The following is a 13,260-nucleotide window of genomic DNA, read 5'->3' as shown; positions in this document are numbered from 1 at the left end:
TTAATGCCCAGAGAACGTGGGCAATAAAAAGGAAAGGAGAAACGGGATGGCAGAGGAATACAGACTGGAAATGATAGGGGTCAGCAAATCCTTCCCTGGTGTTAAAGCGCTTGATAAAATCAACTTAAAAGTACGTCCCGGTACCGTTCATGCCCTAATGGGTGAGAATGGAGCAGGTAAGTCGACCCTTATGAAATGCCTTTTCGGCATTTATAATATGGATGAAGGAAAGGTTCTAATTGACGGGAAGGATGTGAGCATCGCAAATCCCGATGATGCCCTTCGCAAAGGGCTTGCCATGGTGCATCAGGAGCTGCAGCCGGTTCCGGCGCGTTCCATTGCGGAAAATATGTACCTTGGAAGGTATCCCTTAATAAAAATAGGTCCGCTAAAGATGATTGACCATAAGACCATGAACCAGGAAGCGGAAAAGTGGTTAAAAGATGTAAAAATGAGTTTTAATCCCAGAGCAAAACTTGGGACACTATCAATCGGACAAATGCAGTCAGTGGAAATTGCAAAGGCAGTGAGCCAGAATGCAAAGCTGGTAATTTTGGATGAACCGACCTCATCACTGACTGATAATGAAGTGGAAGCACTGTTTCGGATTGTCAGAGATTTAAAATCCCGCGGTGTTTCTATGATATATATCAGCCATAAGATGGCAGAAATCCGGCAGATCGCCGATGACATTACAATCATGCGAGATGGAACGTACGTAGGCTCCTGGGAGGTCAAGGACATTTCGGATGATGAAATCGTAAAGCAGATGGTGGGCCGGGAATTAAGCAACGTCTACCCTCCTAAGGAAGATTACCGGACAGATGAAACTGTTTTAAAAGTAAGCCATGTAAGCAGCATCCACGCACGCTCCTTCCGGGATTGTTCCTTTGAATTAAAGAAAGGAGAGATTCTGGGATTTGGAGGCCTGGTAGGTGCTCAGAGAACAGAATTGATGGAAGCGATTTTTGGAATGCGCCATATTGCAAGCGGGGAGATCGAGATCCTTGGTAAAAAGGTGACGATCAGGCGCCCCCAGGATGCCATTAACGATTCTGTGGGAATGATCACAGAGGACAGACGTGGAACCGGCATTATTGGCTGCTTAAGCATTGCAGATAATACGGCTATTGCCTCTTACCGGAATTATACCAAAGCCGGAACCATTAACAGCAAAAAGGTGGGGCAGGTTGTAAAAGAGAGCATCGCAAAGCTGAGCATCAAGACGCCAAATGACAGGACCCTGATACAGTCTCTGTCAGGAGGGAACCAGCAAAAGGTGATCATCGCCAGATGGCTGGCGAATAACCCGGATATTCTGATCATGGATGAACCCACCAGAGGAATTGACGTCGGTGCAAAATATGAGATTTATCAGATCATGATAGATCTGGTAAAGCAGGGAAAATCGATTATCATGATTTCTTCCGAAATGCCGGAACTGATCGGCATGTCAAACCGGATTATCGTTATGTGCAATGGCCATATTACCGGAGAGCTGGAAGATGATGAGGCGACTCAGGAGAAAATAATGGCATATGCCACTAAATTCGATTTAAACGATAAAGAAACAGAAAATTTCACACAGGAGGTTAAATCATGACATCGAAGAAGGTTAACTCTAAAGATTTACCTATGCAAACAAAAGAAGTTAATATAAAGGATTTTCTAATTAATAATGGAATCATCGTCGTTCTCATCATGCTGGCGATTTTTACTGCAATTAAGCAGCCATCCTTTGGTACCCCTGATAACTTAAAAAACATCGCTTTAAACGTAGCGCCCCGATTTATTATTGCCTGCGGCGTATCCGGATGTCTGATCACCAGAGGTACGGACCTTTCCGCCGGGCGTATGGTAGGGCTCTCCGCCTGCCTTGCAGGTACCTTGCTTCAGAAACCAGGATACAGCGGAAAGTTTTTTCCCAATCTTCCTGATTTCGGAATCTGGTGGGTGTTCGTTGTGCTGTTAATCTGTATCGCTGTTTGTGCGATTTTCGGCCTGATCAATGGTATGGTTGTTTCTTTTCTTCAGGTTCCGGCTTTTATCGGAACTTTGGGCATGCAGCTGATTGTTTACGGTGTCTGCCTTGTTTATACCAATGCGACTCCAATCGGCGGTTACCGCCCAGCTTATACAGAGGTAGCAAAGGGCAGGCTTTTTGGATTCATTCCTTATCTGTTCTTAATTGCCCTTGTAGTCGGGTTTGTGATCTGGTTTGTTTATAATAAAACACCTCACGGCAAATATATGTACGCCATCGGTGGAAATGAGCAGGCAGCAGAAGTTTCCGGCGTTAATACAAAGAAAACGAAAATCATCATTTATGTAACAGCAGCAGCTCTTTATGCATTGGGAGGTTTCCTTGTAGGCGCAAAGTCCGGCGGTTCCTCTGTTAATATGGGAATGGGCTGGGAGCTGGAAGCCATTGCTGCATGTACCATCGGTGGTGTATCTGTAAACGGTGGTATTGGTAAGGTATCCGGTGTTCTGATCGGAGTACTGGTATTTGAAATCTTGAAGACCTGCCTGCAGTATCTGGGTGTTGATACCAACTTCCAGTATATTGCACAGGGAGTCGTAATTGTAGTTGCGATTGCTCTGGACATCAGAAAGTATATTGCAAAGAAGTAAATCCTTTAAGGAGCGCCCTGCAGTTTTTGCCGGGGTTTTTAGAAAAAGGAATAGGAGCATATGATGTTCCTATAAAAGGCGAGCCGCAAGAGTCTGAAAAAGAAGTATCCTTTGGACCCCTGCGGCTCGCTTTATTCATAAAATATTATGGAAGCTGGCTTAGCCTGCTGTTCTGATATTCTCCTGAAAACGTTACGTCTTCTCCAAACCAGGATGGGGGAATAAATCTTTCGGCTTCTTCTCTTTCCGGAAATTCCACTTCAGCCAATATTAACCCTTTAAAGCGTCCATCAAAGACATCTAACTCTATGGTCAGATGATCGGAACCTTCCAGGGGGATCAAATACCGTTTTTTCGTAAGGATATGGCCATCCGCTTTTTTGATTAAGTGTTCATAGGACTCTGGTGTCAAAGGTAGATTGTATTCCTCCCGTTCCAAAAGTCCCTTTGATTTGTAGGTAAGGTAAAAGGAGTCATCCTCCCTGCGGATCCGGACTACCGGTTCTGTTGAGAGATATCCCTGTTCTATGAAGTGACAAGGGTAGGCGGTGTAATCCGCCGGCGGGTGGGGTATGAGATATTTTCGTTCTATTTCCATGGGAAAGTCCTCCTGCTACAATGTTTTGTACTGCCATATGCGGCCAGTATATCATGGGCACTAAGTTTGTTAATACCTGGCCAAGTTTTTCTATTATACCATAAAAGCAATGAGCCAGGCGCCGCAAAGCGGTATATGGCAAATGCAGCATGATAACAGATGCCTGCGTCATTATACCACATGGAAACAAAAAGTAGAAGGTGGTGGCAAAAAAAGAAAAAACGTGGTAATATGGGGAAAACAGTGGAATTCAGGAGATTTTGGACATGAAACGTTTAAGTAAACGGATTTTTGTGGTTTTTCTGATTGTATGGGCTGCTTTTCTGCTTCATGGATGCGCTCCACGGGAGCAAGAGAAGAATACCGAAGAAAGTAAAGCATCAGAAGCAGGCACGGAAGGGGTTCGTGAGGAGACAGGCCCTAAGATTGGGATAAGTATATACCGCTATGACGATACATTCATGAAGCTGTATCGTTCGGAATTAAAACAATATCTGGAGGAAACCTACCATGCGGAGGTGATCATGCGCAATGCCGGAGGAGATCAGGAAGAGCAGAACCGGCAGATCAGCCAGTTTATTTCGGACGGGTGTGACGGGATCATAGTAAATCCAGTGGAGGTGTCGGCTGCGCCTGGGCTTTCCGATGTCTGCAGCCGTGCAGGGATCCCTTTGGTTTTTATTAACAGGGAGCCAAACGAGGAGGAACAGAAGCGGTGGAAGGACAACCACATGGCAGTGTCCTGCGTTGGAACGGATTCCAGGCAGGCAGGGACCTATCAGGGGGAAATCATCCGGGAAATGCCTGATAAAGGAGATATAAACGGCGATGGGGTGGTATCTTATGCCATGCTCATGGGAGAGGACGGCAATGAGGACAGCCGTTACCGGACGGAATACTCCATAAAAGCCCTGGAAGAAGGTGGAATGAAGACAGATAAACTGTTTTCCGGCAATGGAGACTGGAACAAAGATAAAGGGAAGAAGCTTGCGCAGGAGGTGTTAAACACCTACGGAAGCAGGATAGAGGTGATCTTATGCAACAATGATTCCATGGCAAACGGTGCCTTGGAAGCTGTGGAAGAGGCGGGCCGCGTCCCTGGAAAGGATATTTACCTGGTAGGGGTAGACGCCCTTCAGGATACGGTAAAATATATAAAAGAGGGAAAGATAGCCGGGACTGTTTTAAACGATCTAGAGGGACAATCCCAAACAGCTGCCGATACTTTGATAAAGATGATTGACGGGGAAGATGTGGACACAAGGTATCAGGTGGATTATATCAAGGTCACTGCAATCAGTACCTTTCATACGTTAAAAGGAGAGGATTAAGATGAGTAAAGTATTTGCGTTTTTCGCTGATGGATCAGAGGAAGTGGAGTTATTGGCAGTTGTGGATATTTTAAAGAGGGGTGGCCAGGAGGTGACCCTTGTTTCCGTTACGGGGAAAAGAGATGTGGTAAGTGCCCATCAGATAAAAATCCAGGCGGATTATGAATTTTCCGAAGTAGACTGTAAAGATGCTGATGTTCTGTTTCTTCCCGGCGGAATGCCGGGAACCAGGAATTTAGGTGCCCACGAGGGACTGTTAAATTCTTTAAAGGAAGCTCATAAAGAGAACCGGAGAATCGCGGCGATCTGCGCTGCTCCAAGTATATTAGGAAGGCTTGGTATCCTGGAAGGGAAAAGAGTAACCTGCTTTCCCGGCTTTGAACCGGAGCTTAAAGGTGCCTTGTATACAAAACAGGGAGTTGTTACGGATGGGAATATAACGACCGCCAGGGGGTTAGGCTATGCGCTGGATATGGGAATTGAACTTCTGGGCCTTCTGACGGATAAAGAACATGCCCGCCAGGTAAAGGAGGCCATCCAATACGACCATAGTTCCATGTGATGGGGTAGGTGAGCGTATGAAAAAAGGATGGGTATTGCCGGTTCTGGCTGCTGTTTTCATCGGGCTGCTTACCGGATGTGAAAAGAAAGATCCATACGGATTATCGGAAAAAGATCCGGTCACCATTACCATCTGGCATTATTACAATGGCGTCCAGAAGGAAGAATTCGACCGTCTGGTGCAGGAGTTTAATGAAAACAAAGGAAGAGAAAAAGGGATCATCGTCAAGGCGTTTAACAAGGGAAGCATTGACGAATTGAGCGATCTGATTAATGAAAGCATTGATAAGAAGATTGGATCGGATCCTCTGCCTGATGTTTTTTCTGCTTATGTGGATAAGGTGTATGAAGTGGATCAGATGGGATTGGCAGCAGATTTAAGCAGCTATTTGACTGCGGACGAAATATCGGAATATGTGGATGCCTATATAGAAGAAGGCAAATTTGACAGCACAGGGGCGATTAAGGTATTCCCTATCGCTAAGTCTACCGAGATCCTTACTGTGAATAAGACGGACTGGGACAAGTTTGCAGAGGCAACAGGAGAGACCGAGGAGGCTCTTTCCACCTGGGAAGGGATCACCCGTGTGGCAGAGTCCTATTATAAATGGACGGACAGCTTAACGGACGAACCGGATGATGGAAAGGCTTTTTTTGGAAGGGATGCGTTTGCTAATTATATGATCATCGGCAGCCTTCAGCTGGGCCATGAAATCTTTAAAGAAAAGGATGGGAAAACCGTTCTGGATCTTGATAAGCAGACCATGAGGAGGCTATGGGACAATTATTACGTTCCCTATGTAAATGGATATTTTGGTTCCTACGGGAAGTTTAGAAGTGATGATGTAAAGACAGGCCAGCTGGCAGCCTTTGTTGGGGCGACCAGCGGAATCTCTTACTTTCCAACCTCAGTGACCCTTGAGGATGGGACCAATTATGCCATAGAAAGCAAGCTTTACCCTCTTCCCAATTTCCAGGGTACCGTTCCCTGCGCAGTACAGCAGGGAGCCGGTATGATGGTGTTTAAATCTGAGGAAAAAAGAGAGTATGCAGCAACACTATTCCTAAAATGGTTTACATGTGTGGAACAGAATATGAAGTTTGCAATTGGTTCCGGTTATCTTCCGGTTAAGAAGGTTGCCGGTAATGAAGAACTGCTAAGACCCTTCCTGGAGGAAGCCGGCGAGGACAGCGGGGTATCACAGAACCTTCTGATAGGTCTTGACACGGCGAATCAGTACCGGCTTTACACTTCAAAGCCTTTTAACGGCGGCGACCAGGCCAGAAGCGTACTGAATTCCGCAATGGCTATAAAGGCAAAAGAAGATTACGAAGAGATATGCACCCTTATGGGACAGGGAGTGAAACGGGAAAGTGCAGTTGCAGATTTTGTAACAGAAGAAAATTTTGATAACTGGTACAGAGACACAATGGAGCAGTTGGAAGCGATTATTGGAGAGTGATTTATGAAGAACAAGAGAAGTGAATCCATTCGCACCCAGCTTCTGGGACCATTGCTGATCCTGCTGGTTCTGCAGGCTGCGGTCATTGCAGGTCTGGTACTGTTTGGCGGAGTTTCCATCAAATTAAAGAATAATGAAATCCACATATTAAGTGAAAATACAGAGAGCACAAAACTGAGCCTTGAGAAAGAGACCTTTCACCATTGGGTCGTTATGTTTAGTAATTCTGAATTCATAACCGCCGGGATCCAGCAAGTGCTTGACAGTGAGGGACGCAGGTCAAGAGATATCCTTACGGATTATGAACTGAATCGGAAAATCGTTGATAAGGTTATGGAAAAATCCATAGAAATGCTCCACTTAAGCCATGCAACGGGAGTTTTTATGGTCTTAAACGGCCCAGCGGCCAAGAACAGTCCAGTTGAAATGAAAGCAGGCTTTTATATGCGCAATTCCAATTCTGGAGGATATTTAAAGGATAATTCGTCCCTTCTTATGGAAAGAGGGCTGCCATCCATAGCGGAAAAATACGACATTCCTCTGGATTCCTTCTGGGAACTTGGCTTTCAGGAAGATGAGGAGAATAAAGCCGCCTCCTCTTTTTATAAGAAGCCGTATCTTATGGCGGTTCAGAATCTGGCAGCCAAGGATGATGCCATGAAATTTGCCTACTTAAGCCCCCCTTTCCGCTTAAGTCCCAGGGATATGCAGGTAATAACCTATTCCATCCCAATCATTCTTAATGACGGCACCGTTGTGGGGGCATGCGGGCTGGAAATCACCTTAAACCAGCTTGAGCAGATTATGGGAGAAGACCAGACAAGCGGAAATTTTGAAGAATGCTGGCTTTTAGGCATTCGGAACAAGGGAACAAAAACCATTATCCCTGTCGCCTATTCCGGATATCTGTATAATCAGTATTTTAACGAGAGCCAAAGAATTGATTATGAGGATAATGAGGAAGAAAACATCAGTGAGCTGACATCTTCTGAAGGAACCAAATGGTATGCCAGTATAAGAAGCTTAGATGTTTATGGAAACAACGGACCTTTTGAGGAAGAAGAGTGGGTATTAGCCGGTATCGCTCGCCAGAAGGATCTGCTGTCTTTTTATAATGCAATCCGGCGCATGCTTCTTGGCTCCATGGCAGTACCGCTTATATTCAGCCTGTTAGGGGCGTTTGTTATAGGCAAGATCATGACGGAACCTATCCGCAGACTGATCGTAGAATTAAGAGGAAAGTCAGGAAGCAGGGGACTTTCCCTTAAAAGAGTACATATCAGAGAAATCGATGAACTGACAGAAACCATTGAACAATTAAATCAGGATGTAGAAAGGGCGTCGTCTAAGATTTCAAGTATCCTGGAACATGCCAATGTCCTGATCGGCGTATTTGAATACGAGGAGGAGGCTGACCGTGTATTCTGCAGCCGCTCTTTGTTTCAGATGCTGGACTGGGGCAGCATGGAAGAGCCATACTGTTATATAAAATCAGAAGAATTCAAGAAATACATGGAGAATACCTTTACCGGAATCAAGATAAAAGGGGACCGTGTTTTGCAGTGCCTGGAGGGCCCGGAAGGGACGCGCTGGGTAGAATTTATTCTGGACGGATCAAAGATAGGAACAATCCTTGGGGTGTGCTCGGATGTGACTGCGGATGTAGAGGAAAAGGAAAAGCTGGAGCGGGAGAGGAATTTTGACCTGCTGACGGAGATTTACAACCGGAGAGCATTCCGGGAACAGGTCGCGGCTGTTATGAAGAGGCAGAAAGGGAAGGTTTCCGCACTGATCATGTGGGATCTGGATAATTTAAAATATATTAACGATACATACGGGCATGACGAAGGAGACCGGTACATTGTCCTCTTTGCCAACTGCTTAAAGATATTCTCGGAAAAGGGAGGGATTGTAGCCAGATATTCCGGAGATGAATTTGTTACCTTTATGGAAGCCGATGAAAAGGAAGAAATCAGAGAAAAAATCCGGGAATTCATGATACATATTCAAAAATTCTCACTGAATACGGGCGGGGGATACCAGTTTCCTATCCGCGTGTCGGGAGGGCTTTCCTGGTACCCGGATGATGCGGCAGACTTTGAGTCCCTGTTTAGTTATGCTGATTTTGCCATGTATATGGTTAAACACAGCGTTAAAGGAGTGGTAAAGGAGTTTGATTTAAACGAATACACCCATAATTCCTATATGCTTGCAGGCAGCGAAGAGCTTAACCGGATGCTTGATAAAAAAGAAGTTCGTTTTGCATTTCAGCCAATTGCAACAAGGGAAGGAAGGATTTACGGATATGAATTGCTGATGCGTCCGAAATTTGCAAACATGAAGGGAATCAGTGAAGTGTTAAATCTGGCAAGAGCACAGGCAAAGCTTTCCCAGATAGAGGCTCTCACCTGGTTTGCAGGACTTAAGGCGGTTGTGGCGGAGGCTATGGCCGGGCAGCTTGGAACTGACGAGAAGCTGTTCATCAATTCCATTGCCAGCGTATGCTTAACGGAAGCAGAGCAGACGGAGCTGGAAGAAACCTATGGAGATCTGCTTCACCGGATTGTCATCGAAATGACAGAAGGCGAACCGGTAAGCCACGATTTCATGCATCGCAAGGTTGACATGGCGAGGCGGTGGAAGGGGCAGGTCGCTGTTGATGATTTCGGGACGGGATATAACAGCGAATCCATTCTCCTGCGTATGAGGCCGGATATCATTAAGGTGGATATCAACCTGGTAAAACGGATCCACGAAGACCAGAACCGTCAGATCATTTTAAGGAATCTATTGGATTTTGCAAAGCAAAACAACATAACAGTTCTTGCCGAGGGCGTTGAAACTCCGGAAGAGCTGGAATTTCTTATGAAATGCGGGGTTTCTCTGTTCCAGGGATATTATATTTCAAGGCCGCAGATGGAGATCCGGCCCCTGGATCCCTATATCGTAAAGCGCATGCAGGAGTTTTCAGGAAAAACCTGATTTAATCGTAAATAATACTGGAATTTACGGGACGAGTATGCTATAATGTTAAATTGAAGTGTAACGCCCTGTTGATTTGGCGGTTCACATATATTTCAAGGAGGAACCCTTTAATGAGTTTACAAGTAGAAAAATTAGAAAAGAACATGGCAAAATTGACGGTAGAAGTGTCAGCGGAAGAGTTTGATAAGGCTCTTACTGCGGCTTACAATAAGAATAAGGGCAGATTCAACATCCCTGGTTTCAGGAAAGGGAAAGCTCCTCAGGCCATGGTTGAGAAGATGTATGGAGCAGGCATTTTATATGAAGATGCAGTAAACGAGGCTCTTGACGCAACTTATGGTGATGCAGCGGAAGAAAGCGGACTGGACATCGTTTCCAGACCTGAGATTGACATCGTGCAGGTAGAAAAGGGTAAGACCCTGATCTATACGGCTACAGTAGCCGTTAAACCGGACGTAACACTCGGCGAGTATAAGGGAATTGAAGTGACCAAAGCATCTGCTGAAGTAACCGATGAAGATATTGATTCCGAGTTAAAGAGAGTTCAGGAACAGAATTCCAGACTTATCTCCGTAGAGGACAGATCCGTAGAGGACGGTGACCAGACGGTTATCAACTTTGAAGGTTTTGTAGACGGAAAGATATTTGAAGGCGGAAAGGGTGAGGATTATCCTCTTACCATTGGTTCCCACTCCTTCATTGATACCTTTGAAGAGCAGCTGATTGGCAAGAACATCGGCGAAGAGTGTGAAGTCAACGTAACCTTCCCAAATGAGTATCATGCAACAGAATTGGCAGGAAAGCCTGCATTATTTAAGGTGACTGTTAAGGAAATCAAGAAAAAAGAACTTCCTGAATTAAACGACGAGTTCGCAAGCGAAGTTTCTGAATTCGAGACATTGGAAGAATACAAGAACGACATCAGGGAAAAGGTTGCTTCCAGAAAAGAGAAAGAAGCAGCAACAGAGAATGAAGATCATGTGGTAGAGAAGGTTGTTGAAAATGCTACCATGGAGATTCCTGAGCCAATGATCGACAGCCAGGTGAACAACATGGTTAATGATTATGCCAGAAGAATGCAGAGCCAGGGCTTGTCTCTTGACCAGTATATGAAATTTACAGGCATGACTCTTCAGTCCTTAAAGGAGCAGATGAAGCCACAGGCTCTTAAGAGAATCCAGACAAGACTGGTACTGGAAGCAGTTGTGAAGGCAGAGAACATCACTGCATCTGACGAAGCAGTTGAGAAAGAAATTGCCAGCATGGCAGAAGCTTACAAGATGGAAGTCTCTCTGGTAAAAGAATCTCTTGGAGAAGTCGGCATCCAGCAGATGAAGGAAGATCTGGCAGTTCAGGAAGCAGTAGATTTTCTTGTTGCAGAAGCAAAATTAGTTTAAGAAGTATCCCTTGAATAGATTCCTGGCATTTTGTCCGGAGTCTATTCGACTTTGATAAGAGATATCCTACGGGTATCCCTTTATGCCCGGAAAGCATGGGCAAAATATAGGAAACACCCTACGGGTATCCCTTTATGCCCAGAAAGCATGGGCAAAATATAGGAAAGAACAGACAGGAGGAAGACAGATGAGTTTAGTACCTTATGTCATTGAATCAACCAGTAAGGGCGAGCGCTCTTACGATATTTATTCCAGACTTCTTAAGGAGAGGATCATTTTCCTTGGGGAAGAGGTATCCGATGTATCAGCAAGCCTTGTTGTGGCCCAGCTGTTATTTTTAGAGGCAGAGGATCCGAATAAGGACATCAATCTCTATATCAACAGCCCTGGCGGTTCCGTTACCGCAGGCATGGCAATTTATGATACCATGAACTATATTAAATGTGATGTATCTACTGTTTGTATGGGCATGGCAGCCAGCATGGGAGCATTTTTGCTGGCCGGCGGAGCAAAGGGAAAACGGTTCGCGCTTCCAAATGCGGAGGTTATGATTCATCAGCCATCCGGCGGAGCAAAGGGCCAGGCCACTGAGATCCGAATTGTAGCTGAGAATATACTGAAGATAAAGAAGCGTTTAAATGAAATCCTGTCAGCAAACACAGGCCAGCCTTATGAAGTGATTGAACGCGATACAGAGCGCGACAATTACATGAACGCGGAAGAGGCGAAAGCATATGGCTTGATCGATGATATCATCTACAGCCATGACCGATAAGCCTTTACGCTTAAGCAGCCGGGGCGATTTATAGGAAACACCCTGCAGGTATCCCCTTTACACCCGGTAAAACGGGGCGGGCGCTGCCAGGAAGCAGGGCAATGTATTAGGAAACACCCTGCGGGTATCCCTTTATGCCCAGAAAGCAGGGCAATTGTATTAGGAAAGAAAGAGGTGTGTATATGCCGGTCAGAACAGACGACAAGATCCGATGCTCTTTTTGTGGGAAGACCCAGGACCAGGTAAAGAAGCTCATTGCCGGTTCCAATAATGTCTACATCTGTGACGAATGCATTGATTTGTGCGCAGAGATATTAGAGGAAGAATTTGACAGCCATGAGGAAGAAGTGCCTGATTTTGGTGATATCAACCTGATGAAGCCAAAGGAAATCAAGGCTTTTTTAGACGATTATGTCATTGGTCAGAACAACGCAAAAAAGGTATTGTCTGTAGCAGTCTATAACCACTACAAAAGAATCACTTCCAGGAAAAAAATGGATGTAGAAGTGCAAAAGAGCAATATTCTGATGTTAGGTCCTACCGGCTCTGGTAAAACCTATCTTGCGCAGACGTTGGCAAAGGTTTTAAATGTTCCGTTTGCTATTGCAGATGCCACCGCCCTTACAGAAGCTGGTTATGTTGGCGAGGATGTTGAGAATATCCTTTTAAAGCTTATCCAGGCGGCTGATTATGACATCAGCAGGGCAGAATATGGAATTATCTATATCGATGAGATTGATAAAATAACAAAGAAGTCGGAAAATGTGTCTATTACCAGAGATGTTTCCGGCGAAGGCGTACAGCAGGCTCTTTTAAAGATTCTGGAAGGTACGGTTGCAAGTGTTCCGCCTCAGGGAGGAAGAAAGCATCCTCATCAGGAGCTTTTACAGATCAATACCACCAATATTCTGTTCATCTGCGGAGGCGCTTTTGATGGATTGGAAAAAATTATTGAACGTCGGTTAAGTGCCGGTTCTATCGGCTTTAATGCGGAAATCGTAGATAAGAACAAGACAGATATTGATGATCTTCTGAAGAAGACCCTTCCTCAGGATCTAGTGAAGTTCGGATTGATACCGGAGTTTATCGGCCGAGTGCCGGTTACCGTATCCCTGGAACTTCTGGATCGGGAAGCACTTGTGAAGATATTAACAGAGCCGAAGAACGCCCTGGTCAAGCAGTATCAAAAGTTGTTTGAACTGGATGATGTGAAGCTTGAGCTGACCAGTGAAGCAGTTGAACGGATTGCGGAACTGGCAGTGGAGAGAAAAACAGGGGCCAGAGGCTTGCGTTCCATTATGGAAAGCGTAATGATGGAGATGATGTACGAGATTCCATCTGACAGCAGCATCGGAATCTGCACGATTACCAGGGATGTTGTAGATAAAAAGGGTGAGCCGGAGCTGATTTACAGGGACACGGCAGTCCCAAGAAAATCACTGGCTCAGAAGTTAAGAAAAGATAAGACAGGCGAGATCGCATAGGTCCCTGCATGAGTCAGGAAGGTGTTACAGCG

At 45.3% G+C, this 13,260-nt stretch carries 10 protein-coding genes; 9 read left to right on the top strand and 1 reads right to left on the bottom strand.

Features of this window, described 5'->3' with window-relative positions:
• Positions 1-46: 46 nt before the first annotated feature.
• Positions 47-1,603: a sugar ABC transporter ATP-binding protein gene (locus BMW45_RS26045; protein WP_092250756.1), complete on the top strand. Its 1,557-nt coding sequence runs from the start codon at positions 47-49 to the stop codon at positions 1,601-1,603.
• A 32-nt stretch (positions 1,604-1,635) separates the two neighbouring features.
• The gene (locus BMW45_RS26040) at positions 1,636-2,634 is read left to right on the top strand and encodes a galactose/methyl galactoside ABC transporter permease MglC (RefSeq protein WP_092251195.1); all 999 of its coding nucleotides are present in this window, start codon (positions 1,636-1,638) and stop codon (positions 2,632-2,634) included.
• A gap of 145 nt (positions 2,635-2,779) precedes the next feature.
• Here BMW45_RS26040 and BMW45_RS26035 read toward each other — a convergent pair whose 3' ends face one another.
• Positions 2,780-3,232: a CYTH domain-containing protein gene (locus BMW45_RS26035; protein ID WP_092250753.1), complete on the bottom strand. Its 453-nt coding sequence runs from the start codon at positions 3,230-3,232 to the stop codon at positions 2,780-2,782.
• A 266-nt stretch (positions 3,233-3,498) separates the two neighbouring features.
• On the opposite strand from BMW45_RS26035, the gene BMW45_RS26030 reads away from it, so the two are divergent.
• The 7 genes from BMW45_RS26030 to clpX all read left to right on the top strand — a co-directional run bounded on the left by BMW45_RS26030 (position 3,499) and on the right by clpX (position 13,228).
• The gene (locus BMW45_RS26030; RefSeq protein WP_092250751.1) at positions 3,499-4,563 is read left to right on the top strand and encodes a galactose ABC transporter substrate-binding protein; all 1,065 of its coding nucleotides are present in this window, start codon (positions 3,499-3,501) and stop codon (positions 4,561-4,563) included.
• 1 nt (position 4,564) lies between these two features.
• The gene (locus BMW45_RS26025) at positions 4,565-5,125 is read left to right on the top strand and encodes a DJ-1 family glyoxalase III (protein WP_092250748.1); all 561 of its coding nucleotides are present in this window, start codon (positions 4,565-4,567) and stop codon (positions 5,123-5,125) included.
• 16 nt (positions 5,126-5,141) lie between these two features.
• The gene (locus tag BMW45_RS26020) at positions 5,142-6,587 is read left to right on the top strand and encodes an extracellular solute-binding protein (protein WP_166433479.1); all 1,446 of its coding nucleotides are present in this window, start codon (positions 5,142-5,144) and stop codon (positions 6,585-6,587) included.
• A gap of 3 nt (positions 6,588-6,590) precedes the next feature.
• Positions 6,591-9,569 (top strand): GGDEF and EAL domain-containing protein, encoded by a 2,979-nt coding sequence (locus tag BMW45_RS26015; RefSeq protein ID WP_092250745.1) that lies wholly within the window; start codon positions 6,591-6,593, stop codon positions 9,567-9,569.
• A 113-nt stretch (positions 9,570-9,682) separates the two neighbouring features.
• Positions 9,683-10,969 (top strand): trigger factor, encoded by a 1,287-nt coding sequence (gene tig, locus BMW45_RS26010; RefSeq protein WP_092250742.1) that lies wholly within the window; start codon positions 9,683-9,685, stop codon positions 10,967-10,969.
• A gap of 187 nt (positions 10,970-11,156) precedes the next feature.
• Positions 11,157-11,744 (top strand): ATP-dependent Clp endopeptidase proteolytic subunit ClpP, encoded by a 588-nt coding sequence (clpP, locus tag BMW45_RS26005; RefSeq protein WP_013273024.1) that lies wholly within the window; start codon positions 11,157-11,159, stop codon positions 11,742-11,744.
• Positions 11,745-11,926: 182 nt separating this feature from the next.
• Positions 11,927-13,228: an ATP-dependent Clp protease ATP-binding subunit ClpX gene (clpX, locus tag BMW45_RS26000; RefSeq protein ID WP_092250739.1), complete on the top strand. Its 1,302-nt coding sequence runs from the start codon at positions 11,927-11,929 to the stop codon at positions 13,226-13,228.
• The last annotated feature ends 32 nt before the right edge of the window (positions 13,229-13,260 follow it).

Source organism: Lacrimispora sphenoides, from assembly GCF_900105215.1.
Classification (GTDB): Bacteria; Bacillota; Clostridia; order Lachnospirales; family Lachnospiraceae; genus Lacrimispora; species Lacrimispora sphenoides_A.
The sequence above is the reverse complement of the archived record's forward strand: the minus strand, read 5'-3'. Positions and strand labels throughout refer to the sequence as shown.

What these genes read in the sequence shown, in the direction of transcription:
- BMW45_RS26045 (WP_092250756.1), top strand. Translation starts at nt 47, where the DNA reads ATGGCAGAGGAATACAGACTGGAAATGATAGGGGTCAGCAAATCCTTC.
- BMW45_RS26040 (WP_092251195.1), top strand. Translation starts at nt 1,636, where the DNA reads ATGCAAACAAAAGAAGTTAATATAAAGGATTTTCTAATTAATAATGGA.
- BMW45_RS26035 (WP_092250753.1), bottom strand. Translation starts at nt 3,232, where the DNA reads ATGGAAATAGAACGAAAATATCTCATACCCCACCCGCCGGCGGATTAC.
- BMW45_RS26030 (WP_092250751.1), top strand. Translation starts at nt 3,499, where the DNA reads ATGAAACGTTTAAGTAAACGGATTTTTGTGGTTTTTCTGATTGTATGG.
- BMW45_RS26025 (WP_092250748.1), top strand. Translation starts at nt 4,565, where the DNA reads ATGAGTAAAGTATTTGCGTTTTTCGCTGATGGATCAGAGGAAGTGGAG.
- BMW45_RS26020 (WP_166433479.1), top strand. Translation starts at nt 5,142, where the DNA reads ATGAAAAAAGGATGGGTATTGCCGGTTCTGGCTGCTGTTTTCATCGGG.
- BMW45_RS26015 (WP_092250745.1), top strand. Translation starts at nt 6,591, where the DNA reads ATGAAGAACAAGAGAAGTGAATCCATTCGCACCCAGCTTCTGGGACCA.
- tig (WP_092250742.1), top strand. Translation starts at nt 9,683, where the DNA reads ATGAGTTTACAAGTAGAAAAATTAGAAAAGAACATGGCAAAATTGACG.
- clpP (WP_013273024.1), top strand. Translation starts at nt 11,157, where the DNA reads ATGAGTTTAGTACCTTATGTCATTGAATCAACCAGTAAGGGCGAGCGC.
- clpX (WP_092250739.1), top strand. Translation starts at nt 11,927, where the DNA reads ATGCCGGTCAGAACAGACGACAAGATCCGATGCTCTTTTTGTGGGAAG.